The sequence below is a fragment of the Sinomonas cellulolyticus genome (assembly GCF_014656475.1).
In the GTDB taxonomy this organism is placed as follows: domain Bacteria; phylum Actinomycetota; class Actinomycetes; order Actinomycetales; family Micrococcaceae; genus Sinomonas; species Sinomonas cellulolyticus.
In genome coordinates this window covers 189,826-204,580 of record NZ_BNCM01000003.1, presented here as the reverse complement: position 1 = coordinate 204,580, position 14,755 = coordinate 189,826, and the positions used below count along the sequence as shown (strand labels likewise).

12 protein-coding genes are annotated in these 14,755 nt (G+C 70.5%); 2 read left to right on the top strand and 10 right to left on the bottom strand.

Features of this window, described 5'->3' with window-relative positions; genetic code table 11:
• Nucleotides 1-25: 25 nt before the first annotated feature.
• The 6 genes from IE231_RS05015 to IE231_RS04990 form a co-directional block, all read right to left on the bottom strand.
• Nucleotides 26-547: a GtrA family protein gene (locus tag IE231_RS05015; RefSeq protein WP_189692835.1), complete on the bottom strand. Its 522-nt coding sequence runs from the start codon at nucleotides 545-547 to the stop codon at nucleotides 26-28.
• Between the two features lie 72 nt (nucleotides 548-619).
• Nucleotides 620-2,149, bottom strand: coding sequence for an amino acid permease (locus IE231_RS05010; protein WP_189692834.1), 1,530 nt, complete (start codon nucleotides 2,147-2,149; stop codon nucleotides 620-622).
• Nucleotides 2,150-2,233: 84 nt separating this feature from the next.
• The gene (gene aspA / locus IE231_RS05005) at nucleotides 2,234-3,709 is read right to left on the bottom strand and encodes an aspartate ammonia-lyase (protein WP_189692833.1); all 1,476 of its coding nucleotides are present in this window, start codon (nucleotides 3,707-3,709) and stop codon (nucleotides 2,234-2,236) included.
• A gap of 77 nt (nucleotides 3,710-3,786) precedes the next feature.
• Complete coding sequence (locus tag IE231_RS05000) at nucleotides 3,787-4,845, bottom strand: asparaginase (protein WP_189692832.1); 1,059 nt, start codon at nucleotides 4,843-4,845, stop codon at nucleotides 3,787-3,789.
• A 109-nt stretch (nucleotides 4,846-4,954) separates the two neighbouring features.
• Nucleotides 4,955-5,701: a FadR/GntR family transcriptional regulator gene (locus tag IE231_RS04995; RefSeq protein WP_374189407.1), complete on the bottom strand. Its 747-nt coding sequence runs from the start codon at nucleotides 5,699-5,701 to the stop codon at nucleotides 4,955-4,957.
• A 67-nt stretch (nucleotides 5,702-5,768) separates the two neighbouring features.
• Nucleotides 5,769-6,479: a DUF1684 domain-containing protein gene (locus IE231_RS04990; protein WP_189692989.1), complete on the bottom strand. Its 711-nt coding sequence runs from the start codon at nucleotides 6,477-6,479 to the stop codon at nucleotides 5,769-5,771.
• A gap of 68 nt (nucleotides 6,480-6,547) precedes the next feature.
• Here IE231_RS04990 and IE231_RS04985 point away from each other — a divergent pair, with 68 nt between their 5' ends.
• Nucleotides 6,548-7,405 (top strand): hypothetical protein, encoded by an 858-nt coding sequence (locus tag IE231_RS04985; RefSeq protein ID WP_229866500.1) that lies wholly within the window; start codon nucleotides 6,548-6,550, stop codon nucleotides 7,403-7,405.
• A gap of 23 nt (nucleotides 7,406-7,428) precedes the next feature.
• Entirely contained in the window at nucleotides 7,429-8,232 is an 804-nt protein-coding gene (locus IE231_RS04980; protein ID WP_189692831.1) for a transglutaminase-like domain-containing protein, read from the top strand.
• Between the two features lie 12 nt (nucleotides 8,233-8,244).
• On the opposite strand, the gene IE231_RS04975 is transcribed toward IE231_RS04980, so the two are convergent.
• From IE231_RS04975 to IE231_RS04960, 4 genes are all read right to left on the bottom strand, one after another.
• Entirely contained in the window at nucleotides 8,245-8,724 is a 480-nt protein-coding gene (locus IE231_RS04975) for a MarR family winged helix-turn-helix transcriptional regulator (protein WP_229866499.1), read from the bottom strand.
• Nucleotides 8,721-9,824 carry an LLM class flavin-dependent oxidoreductase gene (locus IE231_RS04970; protein ID WP_189692830.1) on the bottom strand — a complete coding sequence of 368 codons (1,104 nt, stop codon included), beginning with the start codon at nucleotides 9,822-9,824 and terminating at the stop codon, nucleotides 8,721-8,723. Before IE231_RS04970 ends, IE231_RS04975 begins: the two co-directional genes overlap by 4 nt.
• Before the next feature lie 102 nt (nucleotides 9,825-9,926).
• Complete coding sequence (locus tag IE231_RS04965) at nucleotides 9,927-13,115, bottom strand: efflux RND transporter permease subunit (protein WP_189692829.1); 3,189 nt, start codon at nucleotides 13,113-13,115, stop codon at nucleotides 9,927-9,929.
• A gap of 85 nt (nucleotides 13,116-13,200) precedes the next feature.
• On the bottom strand, nucleotides 13,201-14,691 hold the full coding sequence (locus IE231_RS04960; protein ID WP_189692828.1) for a malate:quinone oxidoreductase: 1,491 nt from the start codon (nucleotides 14,689-14,691) through the stop codon (nucleotides 13,201-13,203).
• Between the last annotated feature and the right edge of the window lie 64 nt (nucleotides 14,692-14,755).

Below are 14,755 nucleotides of genomic sequence, written 5' to 3'. Positions count from 1 at the left end.
GCGCGTGCTGGTGGGGGCTTGGCGGCTACGCGTCCCGGGCGCGGCGGAAGATCCAGTGGCGCAGCAGCGAGAACCGGACGGCGGTCGCCACCCAGCCGGCCACGGTGGTGGTCCACAGCTCCGCCGTGACGTCCGCCGAGGGGTTGGCCCAGTGGAGCGCCTCGAGGCTCCCGCCCGTCAGGACGAGGGCCACGGCGAGCGCGACGAGCCCGTTGACGTGGTCCTGGGCCAGCCGTCCGGGTCCGCGCACCTTGAACGTGTAGCGGCGGTTGAGTGCGGTGTTCATGAGCGACGTGACGATGAGGGCGACGGCGTTCGCCGACTGCGCCCCGAGGAAGGGCCGGCACAGCGCGTAGAGCGCGAGCGAGCTCAGCGTGCACACGATGCCCACCCCGGTGAACCGCGTCAGCTGGCGCAGGACGGGGGCGCCCCACGCGCTCCTCAGCCCGCGGACCGCGCGCAGCCGCACACCGCCGAGGCCCGCCCGGTCAGGCTCCAGGAGAGCACTGTCCGGGCGGGCCTCGGGCGGGGTGAACGGGTTGTCCATGCCTCCTAGGCTCTCACGGCCCGCTGTGGCACCGCTGTGCCGGAGGCATGAGCGGCCCCGCGGACGGGAGGGCTAGCGGCGCCCGGCCGGTCGGTTCGCAATGACCGGCGCGGCCCCCGTGAAGCCGTCCCGCTCGGCGGCGATCGCATGGATCCGCTCCCGGACGGCGTACCAGCCGATCACCATGAGGACGCAGGCCGCCGCCGTGGCCGCGAGCGTCCAGGGCGAGTCGACCAGCACGAGGACGAACACGACCGCGAGGAAGACGAGCGTGACGTAGCCGGTGTACGGGGCGCCGGGCATCCGGAACGCCGGCCGCTGGGTCCAGCCCCTCTTGGCCCAGCGCTGGAGCTGGATCTGGCAGAGGACGATCGTGGCCCACGTGGACAGGATGCCCACCGAGGCGACGTTGAGGACGATCTCGAAGGCGTCCGAGGGGACGAGGTAGTTCAGCGGAACGCCGAGGAGGGAGACCACGGCGGTGATCGCGATGCCGCCGTACGGGACGCCCGCCTTGTTCATCCGCAGCGCGAACTTGGGCGCGGAGCCGGCGGCCGCCATCGAGCGCAGGATGCGTCCGGTCGAGTAGAGGCCGGCGTTGAGCGAGGAGAGTGCGGCGGTGAGGACGACGAGGTTCATGATGACGTCCATGCCCTGGACCCCGATGGATCCGAAGAACGTCACGAAGGGGCTCACGCCCTTCTGGTACGCGGTGTACGGCAGCAGGAGGGAGAGCAGGACCACGGAGCCGACGTAGAACACGGCGATGCGGACCACGACCGAGTTGATCGCCTTGGGCATGATCTTCTCGGGGTTCTGCGTCTCGCCCGCCGCGGTGCCCACGAGCTCCACCGAGGCGTACGCGAACACGACGCCCTGCATGAGCAGGATCATCGGGGCGATGCCCATCGGGAAGATGCCGCCGTGGTCCGAGATGAGCGAGAACCCGGTTGCCGCGCCGGTGGGCGTGCCGACGACGACGAAGTAGATGCCCACGAGCAGGAAGACCACGAGCGCCGCGACCTTGATGAGGGCGAACCAGAACTCCATCTCGCCGAACACCTTGACGGAGACGAGGTTGAGCGTGAGGACGACGAGCAGGGCGATGAGGGCCCACGTCCACTGCGGGACGGCAGAGATCCATGGCACGTAGCGGCCGAAGAAGTGCATGTACAGCGCCGCTGCGGTGGTGTCCACGATCGTCGTCATGGCCCAGTTGATCCAGTAGAACCAGCCGGAGACGTAGGCCGCCTTCTCGCCGAAGAACTCACGGGCGTAGGAGACGAACGAGCCTGACGAGGGCCGGTGCAGCACGAGCTCGCCCAGGGCCCGCAGGATCAGGAACACGAAGGCTCCGCAGATCGCGTAGGCGAACACGAGGGACGGGCCGGCCGCCGCGAGGCGGCCGCCAGCGCCGAGGAACAGGCCGGTGCCGATGGCGCCGCCGATCGCGATCATCTGGATCTGCCGAGCCTTGAGGCCCTTGTGGTAGCCGGCGTCCTCGGCGTGGATGACGTGGTCCGCGACGTGCGCGTGGCCGTGGTCTTCGAGGTGGTCGGGGACTTCAGCGATGCCTGGAGGCTGGGGGTCTGAGGAGGACATGGGTCTCTTTCGGTGTCAGGGGGACGTTCCGGGTGAGGGGGTGCGAGGGGGTCTGGTGGCGGGCAGCGAGCCCGGGGTGCGCCGCTAGGCGCCGAGGTTGGCGAGCCGTTCGGGACGGAGGAGCTCTTCGAGCCGGTCGGCTGTGAGCAGGCCCCGCTCGAGGACGAGCTCGGCGACCCCGCGGCCGCTCGCGAGGGCCTCCTGCGCGATCGCGGTGGCCTCCGCGTACCCCAGGTACGGGTTCAGCGCTGTGACCAGGCCGATCGACCGTTCCACGCTCTCGCGCAGGCGGGCGGTGTTGGCGGTGATGCCGTTGACGCATCGCTCGGCGAGCGTCTGGCAGGCGGCCGTGAGGTGCGTGATGCTCTCGTGCAGGCTGTGCACGATGATGGGCTCGAACGCGTTCAGCTGCAGCTGGCCGCCCTCGGCCGCCATGGTGATGGTGACGTCGTGCCCGATCACCTCGAACGCCACCTGGTTCACCACCTCGGGGATGACGGGGTTGATCTTCCCCGGCATGATCGAGGACCCGGACTGCACGGCCGGCAGGTTGATCTCGGCAAGGCCGGCGCGCGGCCCGGACGAGAGCAGGCGCAGGTCGTTGCAGATCTTGGACAGCTTCACCGCTACGCGCTTCAGGACGCCCGAGAGGTGCACGAACGCCCCCATGTCCTGGGTTGCCTCGATGAGGTCGACGGCGGTCACGAGCGGCAGGCGGGTGACCTCGCCGAGGTGACGGCAGGCCGCCTCCGCGTAACCGGCAGGAGCATTCAGGCCCGTGCCGATCGCCGTCGCGCCGAGGTTGATCTCGTGGATCAGGCCGGACGCCTCGCGGAGGCGCTCGCGGTCCTCGCCGATGGTCACCGCGTACGTGGCGAACTCCTGGCCGAGCGTCATCGGAACGGCGTCCTGCAGCTGGGTGCGCCCCATCTTGACCACGGTGCGGAACTCCGTGGCCTTCGCGGCGAAGCTGTCCTCGAGCGCCGTCAGCGCGGTGAGGAGCTCCTCGATGCCCATGATCGTCGCGATGCGGACGGCCGTCGGGTACACGTCATTGGTCGACTGGCTGAGGTTGACGTGGTCGTTGGGATGGAGGGCGCCGTACTCGCCCTTGGAGTGGCCGAGGAGCTCGAGCGCCCGGTTGGCGATCACCTCGTTGGCATTCATGTTCGACGACGTCCCCGCGCCGCCCTGGACGACGTCCACGACGAACTCCCCGTGCAGGCGGCCTTCGAGGATCTCACGGCACGCGGCCTGGATCGCAGCGCTGCGCTCCGCATCGAGCAGCCCGTGCTCACGGTTGGCCAGGGCCGCTGCAAGCTTGACGGCGGCGAGCCCGCGGACCAGGTGCGGGTTGCTCGAGAGCGGGCGTCCTGTGATCGGGAAGTTCTCCACGGCCCGGAGCGTGTGGACGCCCCAGTAGGCGTCCTCGGGGATGAGGCGGTCGCCGAGGAGGTCGTGTTCCGACCGGGTGACCTCCGGGGCGGTGCTCGTGGTGGATTCCGTCGGTGCAGAGGCATCGTCGCGGGCAACGGCGGTCGCGGTGGTGGGAAAGCCCATGGGGGGCCCTTTCGTCGGGGTGGGGACAGGAGGTGGACAGGGTGGGACCGCCCTGCGGGGAGCAGAGCGTGCGGCGGTCAGGAAGCGGCCGGCGGCAGGGCGGCGTCGTACGCCACGAGCGCCCCGATGCGGCGGCCGCCGCCGAGGACGGGCACGGACGCGATCGGCCCGAGGGCGCCGTCCGCGAGCGCTTCGGGGACTCCGAGCGCAGCGAGGGCCCGGATGGCCACGGGCATGCGGGCCCGGTCGCCGCCATCGGAGACCTTGACGGCGACCGCCCGGCCGTCGGGGAGGCCAACGAGCTGGACTCCCTCGAAGCCATCCTTTGCCACAGCGCCGGGCAGGCCCCGCATGAGTGCGGTGACGTCGCGGTCGTCGCCAGCTACCATCTCGGGGTGGCGCACCATCGCACGGGCGACGGCGGCCTCGGCCCCGGCCTCGGAGCTCGCCCCGGCGAGGGCGAGCCGTCCGTAGGCGCGTGCCATCCCGATCAGGCTCACCGCGGGAAGGGGCGTTCCGCAGCCGTCCGTGGACCACACGGTGGCCTCTTCACCCGTCAGTTCGGCGACCGTCGCGGCGATGAGGCGCTGGAGCGGGTGCGACGGTTCGAGGTAGCCGCGCACGGGCCAGCCGTTGAGCGTGCAGACCGCCGCCATGGCCGCGTGCTTCCCCGAGCAGTTCTGGCACACGTGGTCGGCCGCGCCGCCCGCGGCGAGCCATTCCTCGCGCTCGCGGACACCGTACGGGAGGTCGGTGGTGTTCGCGAGCACTGATTCGTCCAGACCGTGCAGGGCCAGGATGCGGCGCGTCCCCTCGCGATGCATGGCGGCGCCGGAGTGGCTCGCGGCGGCCAGAGCCAGCAGATCGTCCGGAAGGGAGAGACCTGCGCGGACCATCGCGACCGCCTGGAGCGGCTTGAGGGCCGAGCGCGGGAAGGACGGCGCCGAGGCCTCACCGGCGCTGAAGAGGACGCTGCCGTCGGCGTCGGTCGCCGCGAGGCTTCCGTAGTGCACGCCCTCGACGGCGCCGCCGCGGATCTGGAGGGCCAGCGGGACGTGGGCGGGCAGCGGGACGTGGGCGGGCAGCGGGACGGCGGAGCGGGCCGGTGGGTTCAGGGAGGGAGCAGATGAGGTCATGACTCGCTTGGGGGTTCGGTGGCGGTGTGGAGCGTCAGGGGTGGCGTGGAGCGCCCGCGGAGAACGCCGGTGCGGTGCGGGGCCGTTGGTGCAGTGCGGGGCCGCAGGGTCAGGGGTGGCCTAGCCGCTCGACGGCTTCGTCGACGGCGGCAAGGTGGTGGGCCATGGCGGCGCTGGCCCGCTCCGAGTCGCCGGCCTCGATGGCGGCGAGGATCTCGTCGTGCTCGCGGTCGGAGGCTTCCTGCCGGTCCGCGAGGAGGTTGAGCGTTTCCGACTGGTGGGCGAGTGCCTCGCGGAGGTCCGCCAGGACGTCCTCGAACACCCGGTTGCCGCTGGCCTTCGCGATGGTGCCGTGGAAGGCGGCCTCAAGCGCGACGCGCGCCGCCGGATCGTCCTCGAGGGCGGTCTCGGCGACGATTCCTTTGAGGGTGGCAAGGTCCTCGTCCGTACGACGGCGTGCGGCGAGGCCCGCTGCGGGCACCTCGATGTGGGGGCGCGCCTCGGTGAGGTCGCGGGCCGAGTACCTGCCGAGCACGAGGTCGCCTGAGACGCGGCCGGCGACGACGAAGGTGCCCTTGCCGGTCTGCGTCTCCGTCAGCCCCAGGGCGGCACACGAGCGGAGGGCCTCGCGGACCACCGAGCGGCTCACGCCGTACCGCGTGGCGAGGGCTGCCTCGGAGGGCAGCTTCGAGCCCACGGGTGCCGCCCCCGTCTCGATGTCCCGCCGGAGGTCGGCGAGCACTGCTTCCGCTGCGCTCACGCGGGCCAGCGTGCGGCGCTCCGCTCGGGCGTGGGCGCCGGAGGCGGCGGTCAGCTTGTCTTGCTGTCCACCTATCCGGCTGTCTGACAGGTTCACGCCGACGACTATGTCACAGGTCACAGGCGCCTGTCAACGAGCTGCGGTGAGCAGGGGATCACGCGCGTCAGCCAGCGGATGTCCGCGGCTCCTCGTGAGGGACGTACCGTTCGCCGACCGGGACGGCAGCCGCGAGCCTGTTCTCGGGACCGGGCAGGGGGCAGGCCCACGCCTCGTTGTAGGCGCAGCTGGGGTTGTAGGCGAAGTTGAAGTCGAGAAGGTACCGCACTCCGTGCCCAGTCGTCCCCGACGTTCCGAGGTAGGCGCCCTTGATGGTGTCGATGAGATACCGGCCTGCACCGTACGAGCCCCCGGGGCCGCCCGCGCCGGCCGTCGCATCCCGGAACGGGACGAAGATCCCGCCGCCGTAGCCCCCGTGCCGCCACGCGGCCAGCGCGCCGAGCCCAGGGACCTCGAACGTGCCCAGCCGCACGAACGGCACCACGCCGTCCGTGCCCGTGGTCACCGGCCTCTCCTGGCCCTCGCCGTCCGGCAGGAGGGGCAGCTCGAACCGGTAGGCGGGGTCGTAGGGCGCCACGGGCAGGCCGCGGAAGCCTTCCCGGTCGCGGGGCAGCAGCGGCGAGGCCGGATGCCTCGCGGCCAGTTCGTCCCGGGTGCGTCTCCACAGGGCGTGGCCCTCGGCCGGGGTGCTCGCGGCCCGGACGCGCTCGTACAGGGCGAAGACGCGCACGCGCCAGTCGGCGACCTGGAACGCGGGGATGCGCAGGGCGGACTCTGCCTCCTCCCAGTCGGGGTCGTCCGGAGGGAGATCGGCCATCGGGTCCTGGGGCACGTCGTCGGGCATGGCGACAGGGTACGCCAGCCCTGCTTCGCTAGGGTGAGACCATGATCCTCCGTTCCCGCCGCGGCGATCGCAGCCACCTCCCCAGGCGCGGGCGTCGCGCGTGCTGGCCGGCCGTCCCGGCAGTGGCCCTGGCAGCACTCCTGACGGGCTGCGGCTCGGGCGCGCCGGCACCCGTCTGGACTGGTGTCACCGGACCGTCGTCGTCCGTGGCTCCGGGCGGCCCCGCGGCCCCCGGATCGGCCCAAGGCGGCTCAGCCGGGCCGTCAGGCTCGGCGGGCGCGTCCGCGAGCGGCTCCCCTACGCCGTCCGTCGGTGCCACGAGTGCCACATGGAAGAAGTACACCGATCCCGCCAAGAAGGTGTCCTTCGACCTGCCCGCCTCGTGGATCGTGCAGTCCACCGACCCTGCTCCCGGAGCCGCGCCGGGTTCGCTGCGGCTCGAGGTCAAGAAGGGCGACGGGACCTTCATCGCCGCACTGGCTACCGGGCTCCCGGTGCCCGCCGCCCAGCCGTGCGATCCGGCGCAGGCCAAGCCGTATTCCGTGCTGAACAGCGTGCCCGTCAAGGTCCCCTTCGCGGACGGCCCAGACGTCATTGCCCCGCGATTCGTGTTCAGGGTGATCCAGGGCTACAAGTTCTTCGGCTCCTTCGGCCTGACCGGCATCCCGACGGCCGCTGCGGACGGCAAGGCGTGCCGGCTGGCCAATATCGTGCCCGGACCCTCAGGGATTGGCGGCTACTCCTTCGCGGACACGGTCGAGGTGACGCCTCCCGCAGCAGACGCCAAGGTTGCGCCGCTCAAATCATTCGATAGCCTTGCTCAGGCGTCGGCCTATGTCCGCGACTCCGGTGACTTCGCCGACGCCCAGCGGATGATCATGTCGCTGGCCTTCAGCTGAGAATCCACCCTCCCGGGAGCCCCATGCAGCGCACCGTCGGTGCACACCTGACCTTCACCACCGTGCCCCACACCAGAGTGGCGATGGCGATCGCCGTCGCCCGCAACCCGGGGTTCGAGACCTTCGAGGAGGAGCTCGTGGTGACCGCCGACGGCGAGCGCCTCGCACCGCGTGAGCTCCTCGACGGCCACGGTGGGCGATTCCACACCCTCGAGCTGGAGGAGCCGGCCCACGTGGAGGTCAGCTACTCGGCCCGCGTGGAGGGCCGAGGGGAGCCCGAGCCGGTGGATGAGATGGAGCTCATCCGCTACGTCCGTCCCAGCCGCTACGCCGAGAGCGACCGCCTGCTGCCCAGCTCCTACGCCACGTTCGGCACGCTCGGAGGGCTGGAGCTCGTGCGCGCGGTGCGCGACTGGGTGAGCAGCCACCTCTCGTATGTCAGCGGTTCCTCGCGCGGCACCGATGGAGCGGTGGAGACGCTGCTGCACCGCCGTGGCGTGTGCCGCGACTTCGCGCACCTCGCGATCGCCCTCCTGCGCGCAAAGGACGTCCCGGCCCGGCTCGCGGCGGTCTACGCGCCGGGCCTCGAGCCCATGGACTTCCACGCCGTGGCGGAGGCGTACGTGGAGGGGGAGTGGCACGTGATCGACCCGACCGGACTGGCGCCGCGCGCCTCCATGCTCCGCATCACCGCCGGGCGCGACTCTGCGGACACCGCGTTCCTGTCCACCGTGGGCGGCCGGCTCACGCTCAAACGGCTGTCCGTCTCTGCCGAGGCCGACTCGCTTCCCTCAGAGGACCCGGCAGGCCTCGTGCGCCTGGCCTGAGACGCACCGGCGTCAGAGCGGGTGCCGGGAGGCCACGTGCTCACGGAGGCGCCCGGTGAGGGCACGCAGCTGGGCAAGCTCGTCGGAGTCCAGTGCGCCGTCCATGATCCGGGCGATCTCGCGCACGTGCGCGCGTCCCACCTCGCGCTGGACCCGGGCGCCCTCTTCAGTGAGCCGCACCACGACGCCCCGGCCGTCCTCCGGAGCGCTCCCGCGTGCTACGAGGCCCTGCTTCTCGAGCCGCTCGACGAGGCGGGAGAGGCTGGACTGGGCGAGCAGCACGTGGTCGTTGAGCTCATTGAGCCGCAGTCCAGTCCCCTCGCATCTGCTGAGCGTGAAGAGCACGTCGTAGCCGTTGATCCCGAGTGTGCGGAAGGCGGGGTCGCGCTGGAGGCGGCGCATGACCGCCACCTGGGTGCGGAACAGCGACTCCCACGTCTCCGAGAGCTCCCGCACTGACGGCGCGGTGCGGGGGGCAGACTGGCCGTTCACTGGGCCACGGCCTCCTGCGCAGTCTCGGCCGCGTGCTTCGCCGCGACGAGGGACGCGTGGGTGGGCCCTTCCGGGACATCGGCCGGCCGGCGCTCTGCGAAGCCGGCCTTGAGCTCGGGAAGCACCTCGCCGAGGAGGTCGAGCTGCTCCAGCACGGTCTTCAGCGGCAGCCCGGCATGGTCGATGAGGAAGAGCTGGCGCTGGTAGTCCCCGAAGTAGTCGCGGAACGCCAGGGTCTTCTCGACGAACTCCGCGGGGCTGCCCACGGTGAGAGGCGTCTGGGCTGTGAAGTCCTCCATGGAGGGACCGTGGCCGTAGACGGGCGCATTGTCGAAGTACGGCCGGAACTCGCGCTTGGCATCCTGGGAGTTCTTCCGCATGAAGAACTGTCCGCCGAGGCCCACGATGGCCTGGTGCGCCTTGCCGTGGCCGTAGTGCTCGAAGCGCTCCCGGTAGAGGTTGATGAGCCGGATGTAGTGCTCCTTGGGCCAGAAGATGTTGTTGGCGAAGAAGCCGTCCCCGTAGTACGCCGCGAGCTCGGCGATCTGGGGGGTGCGGATCGAGCCGTGCCACACGAAGGGTGCCACGCCGTCGAGCGGGCGGGGTGTGACCGTGAAGTTGTGCAGCGGGGTGCGGAACTTGCCGCTCCACGTCACGGTCTCCTCGTCCCAGAGGCGCCGCAGGAGCGCGTAGTTCTCGATCGTCAGCTCGAGGGAGTCCTGCGGGTTCTTCCCGAACCACGGGTACACGGGCGCGGTGTTGCCCCGGCCCAGGACTAGGTCGGTGCGGCCGCCGGTGAGGTGCTGGAGCATGCCGAAGTCCTCGGCGATCTTCACCGGGTCATTGGTCGTGATCAGCGTGGTGGTGGTGGAGAGGATGAGCTTCTCGGTCTGGGCGCCGATGTAGCCCAGCAGCGTCGTGGGGGAGCTCGGGTAGAACGGCGGGTTGTGGTGCTCGCCGGTGGCGAAGACGTCCAGGCCCACCTCCTCGGCGTGCTTGGCGATCTTCACGATCGCCTGGATGCGCTCGCCCTCCGTGGGCATGTGGCCGGTCGTGGGATCGAGCGTGACGTCGCCGACGCTGAAGATGCCGAACTGCATGGAACGACCTTTCCTGGGCTGCCCTAGAGCCGCCACTGGGGGAGATGAATGCATTTGCATCTATCTCAACGGGTGGGCCGCCCGGTTCATTCCCGCTCGCGCTCAGGCCTTCGCCGCGCGCCGGCCGGTCACCTTCGGCACGGCGCCCGTCGTCCAGTCGCCGTCCGCATCCTCCTCGGCCTCGGGGGGAAGCTCAGGGGTCCGCTTGAGGTCCCGCAGGAGACGCCGCCGCTCGAGCCGGCCCTCCACGAGCCGGTAGAGGACGGGGACGAGGACGAGGGTGAGCGCCGTCGAGGACACGAGGCCGCCGATCACCACGACCGCGAGGGGCTGCGAGATGAACCCGCCCCCGCCGGTGAGCCCGAGTGCCATCGGGGTGAGCGCGAAGATCGTCGCAAGCGCGGTCATGAGGATCGGGCGGAGGCGCTGGCGTGCCCCCTGCTCGATCGCCTCCGCGAGCGGCAGCGCAGCCCGGCCAAGATGGGGGCGACGGTACTGGTTGATCAGGTCGATGAGCACAATCGCGTTGGTGACCACGATGCCGACGAGCATGAGCAGCCCGATGAGGGAGGGCAGCCCGAGCGGTATCCGAGTGATGAGCAGGAGCAGGATCGCGCCCGTCGCGGCGAAGGGGACCGAGATGAGCAGCACGAGCGGCTGCACGAGGCTCTTGAAGGCCGCGACCATGATGACGTAGACGATCGCGATGGCCGCGAGCAGTGCCAGGCCGAGCTGCTGGAACGACTGGGCCTGCTGGCTCGCGGCGCCGCCCACGGAAGCCGTCGCGCCGCCGTCGAGCGTCAGCCCCGCAATGCGCTTGGTGACCTCGCCGCTGACCGAGCCGAGGTTCGTGTCCCCGGGCGTCACGGAGACCGTTGCGGTGCGCTGCCCCGAGGTGCTGGTCACGGTGACGGGGACGTCGACGGCGGTCACTGACGCGATCTGCCCGAGCTTGAGCCCGCCCGGCGCACCGGGGAGGGGGATCGAGCGGACGGCGTCGATGCTCTGGAACTGGGTGCCCTTGCCGATCCGGACCGGATAGTCGGTCGTGTCGATGCGGACGGTCCCCGCCGGGATCGGGCTCACCGTCGAGGCGAGGGCCGTGCTGATCTGCTGCTCGTTGAGCCCCGCGGCGGCGGCCTTCGCCCGATCCACCTTCACCTGCACCACGGGCTGGGAGGCCGCGAGGTTGCTCGCCACCCCGGTGGCACCGGGGACGTCCTGGAGGGCGCCAACGACGGCGTCGTTGGCCTTCGCGAGCGATGCCGAGTCCGGGGCCTTCACGGTCACGTCGACGGTCGAGGCGGTGCCGAAGCCGCTCTGCTGGGTTCCCACGGACACCGTCCCGACGCCGGTGAGGCGGCCGACGGCGTCGCGCACCTGCTGCTGGAGCGCGACCTGGTCCTTGGACTCGTCGGTGATGACGGTGAAGGTGGCGTTCGAGGCGCCTGAGGAGAGGAAGGCGCTGAAGCCGGTCGTCGAGTTGCCGATCGTCACCTGCACGGTCTGGATCCCGTCGATGCCCTTCAGCGCATCCTCGACCTTGGCGGCCGCGTCGCTCGTCGCGTCGAGGCTCGTGCCCGGGGTGAGCTTCTGGGTGATCGTGAAGTTGTTCTGGCCCGTGTTGCCCAGGAGGTTGGTCGGCAGGAACGGCGTGAGGGCCAGCGTGCCGACGAGGATGAGCGCACCGGCCACGATCGTGAGGACGGGGTGGCGCTGCGTGCCGCGCAGGATCGGCAGGTAGCCGCGCTGGAGCGGGCTGCGCCGCTCCTTCTCGTGGGCCTCGGCCTCGACCTCGGCCCGGTTCGCCGCGCCCGGGGCCTTGTGGCCCAGGAACCAGTAGGCGAGGACCGGCACGATGGTGAGGGCCACCACGAGTGAGGCTAGGAGCGCGATGGTGACGGTGAGGGCGAAGGGCCGGAACAGCTCGCCCGCCAGGTTCCCCACGAACGCGATCGGCAGGAACACCGCCACGGTTGTCAGGGTGGAGGCGGTCACGGCGCCGGCGACCTCGCCCACGGCGTTCAGGATCGCCGTCGTCTTCTCCTCGCCGTAGCTCAAGTGCCGCTTGATGTTCTCGATGACCACGATCGAGTCGTCCACGACGCGCCCGATCGCGATCGTGAGCGCGCCGAGCGTGAGGATATTCAGCGAGTAGTGGGCCGCGAACAGTCCGATGAACGTGATGAGGAGCGAGAGCGGGATCGAGACGGCGGTGACGAGCGTCGAACGCACCGAGAGCAGGAACACGAGGATGGTCAGGACGGCGAATCCGAGGCCGAGTGCGCCCTCGGTCGTGAGGTCCCGGATCGACTTCTCGATGAACGGCGCCTGGTCGAACACGGTCGTGAGCTTCGCGTTGGAGCCCAGGTCGGAGGCCAGCTGGGGGAGGGCGGCGCGCACGGCGTGCGAGATCGCCACCGTGTCACCCTCGGGCTTCTTGGTCACCGACAGCGCGAGCGTCGGCTTGCCGTCGGTGCGGGTGATGGACGTCGCGGCGTCGTCCTCGATGGCGACGGCGGCGACGTCGCCGATCGTCGTGGGCTGCTTGGCCCCCGCCAGCGGCAGTCCCTTGACGGCGTCCGTCGAGTCGACGGGGCTGCCCGCCTGGAGGGAGAGCGTCTTGCCCTGCTCGGTCACCGTGCCGATCGGCACAAGGGCGCCGTTGTTCTGCAGGGCGGTGCGGATGGCGCCCACGTCGACCCCGCGCGCGGCCATGGCGGCGGGATCCGGCTGGATCTGGAGGTGCTGGGTGGCTCCGCCGGTCACGTCGACGCCGCGCACACCGTCGATCTTGGCCAGCTTCGGGACGGCCTGCTGGATGAGCTGGGTGTCCAGCTCGCTGAGCGGCTTGTCGGAGGAGGCGGCGATGAAGACGATCGGGAAGTCGCTGATGCTTCCCGCGAGTGTGTTGGGCTGGGCGTCTGCCGGCAGCTGGGACTTGACGTTCGAGATGGCCCGGTCGATCTGGTTCCGTGCCCTGTCCAGGTTGGTCCCGTACTGAAAGGAGAGGCGGATCGTGGACACCCCCGTGCGCGAGGTGGAGGCACTGCTCTCGAGGCCTTCCACCGCCTGCAGCGCCTTCTCGAGGGGCTGCCCGATCTGCTTGTCGACCACGTCGGGGGAGGCGCCCGCCATGGCGGTGACCACGGTCAGCTGCGGGAACTCGATCGAGGGGATGAGCTCCTGTTTGAGGCTTCCCGCCGTGATCACTCCGAAGACCGAGGCGAACACCATGATGAGCGCGATGAGCGCCCTGTTCGCCATGGACAGGCGGGCGAGCCGGAACATCGGTGGCCCTTTCGCGTGGGAGGTGGATGGGTAGCGAAGGGCCCGCGTCCTCAGGCGAGGACGCGGGCCGAGGGCAGGCCGGGCGTCAGTGCGCGGCGGCGGCGAGGCCCAGGGACGCGGCGGTGCTCGCGGCGACCTCGGCCGCGAGTTCCGGATGGTCGTTGAGCTTGACGCCGTAGCCGGGCATCATCTCGGTCAGCTTCGGCTCCCAGCCCTTGAAGTCCTTCGGGAAGCAGCGCTGCATGAGCTCGAGCATGATGGGCACGGCCGTGGAGGCGCCGGGGGAGGCTCCGAGGAGGGCGCCGATCGAGCCGTCACGGGAGGTGATGACCTCCGTGCCGAACTGCAGGACGCCGCCCTTGGACGCATCCTTCTTGATGATCTGGACCCGCTGGCCCGCGGTGATGAGGTCCCAGCCCTCGCCCGCAGCTTCGGGGAAGTACTCCCGCAGCGCGTCGAGCTTCTTCCCGCGGCTCTTCGCGACCTCCTTGATGAGGTACGCGGTGAGGTCCATGTTGTCCTTCGCGACGGCCAGCATCGGGATGATGTTGCTGGGCCGGATGGAGAGCGGCAGGTCCAGGAGGGAGCCGTGCTTGAGGAAGTTCGTGGAGAAGCCGGCGTACGGGCCGAACAGCAGGGACCGCTTGCCGTCCACGTACCGCGTGTCGAGGTGCGGGACGGACATGGGGGGCGCACCCACCGACGCCTGCCCGTAGACCTTGGCGTTGTGCTGGTCGACGACGGACTCGACGGTGCTGCGCAGGAACTGGCCCGAGACGGGGAACCCGCCGTAGCCCTTGCTCTCGGCGATGCCGGACGCCTGGAGCAGGTGCAGGGCGCCGCCGCCCGCGCCGACGAACACAAACTTGGCGTGGATGCCGCCTCGCTCGCCCGAGTCGCCGTGCTTGGTGGCGACGCTCCATCCGCCGCGGGTGCGCTGGAGGTTGGTCACGTCGGTGCCGTAGTTGACCTCGACGCCATTGCGCCCGAGGTACCCGACGAGTTCCTTGGACAGGCGCCCGAAGTCGACGTCGGTGCCCTCGGCCACGCGGGTCGCCGCGACGCGGCCGGCGCCGCGGCCGTTCATCACGAGCGGTGCCCACTCGGCGATCTGGGCCGGGTCCTCGCTGTACTCCATCGTCGAGAACAGGGTGTTGGGGTGGAGGGCCTCGTAGCGGGCCCGGAGGAAGTCCGCATGGGCATCGCCGATGACGAAGCTCATGTGGGGGACGTTGTGGATGAAGCCCGTGGGATCGCCGATGCTGCCGTCGTCGACCAGATGGGACCAGAACTGGCGCGAGAGCTGGTAGCCCTCGTTGATGCCCAGTGCCTTGGCCGGATTGACCGACCCGTCCTTGGCCTGGGGCGTGTAGTTGAGCTCGCAGTATGCGGCGTGCCCCGTCCCCGCGTTGTTCCAAGGGCCGGAGCTCTCGAGCCCCACTTCGTCGAGGCGCTCGAAGAGCACGATGCTCCAGCTCGGCTCGAGCTTCTTGAGGAATGCGCCGAGGGTGGCGCTCATGATGCCCCCGCCGATCAGGACGACATCGGCAGATCGGGTGGTGGAAATGAAGGTCACTGATCGTCTCCCTGCACAAATGGACCAGTGGCAGAATATCCCTCGGCTCCCCGGATCGCTAAAT

Coding starts and splice junctions, on each gene's coding strand:
- aspA (WP_189692833.1), bottom strand. CDS start 3,709: ATGGGCTTTCCCACCACCGCGACCGCCGTTGCCCGCGACGATGCCTCT.
- IE231_RS05015 (WP_189692835.1), bottom strand. CDS start 547: ATGGACAACCCGTTCACCCCGCCCGAGGCCCGCCCGGACAGTGCTCTC.
- IE231_RS05010 (WP_189692834.1), bottom strand. CDS start 2,149: ATGTCCTCCTCAGACCCCCAGCCTCCAGGCATCGCTGAAGTCCCCGAC.
- IE231_RS04980 (WP_189692831.1), top strand. CDS start 7,429: ATGCAGCGCACCGTCGGTGCACACCTGACCTTCACCACCGTGCCCCAC.
- IE231_RS04970 (WP_189692830.1), bottom strand. CDS start 9,824: ATGCAGTTCGGCATCTTCAGCGTCGGCGACGTCACGCTCGATCCCACG.
- IE231_RS04990 (WP_189692989.1), bottom strand. CDS start 6,479: ATGGCCGATCTCCCTCCGGACGACCCCGACTGGGAGGAGGCAGAGTCC.
- IE231_RS04985 (WP_229866500.1), top strand. CDS start 6,548: ATGATCCTCCGTTCCCGCCGCGGCGATCGCAGCCACCTCCCCAGGCGC.
- IE231_RS05000 (WP_189692832.1), bottom strand. CDS start 4,845: ATGACCTCATCTGCTCCCTCCCTGAACCCACCGGCCCGCTCCGCCGTC.
- IE231_RS04965 (WP_189692829.1), bottom strand. CDS start 13,115: ATGTTCCGGCTCGCCCGCCTGTCCATGGCGAACAGGGCGCTCATCGCG.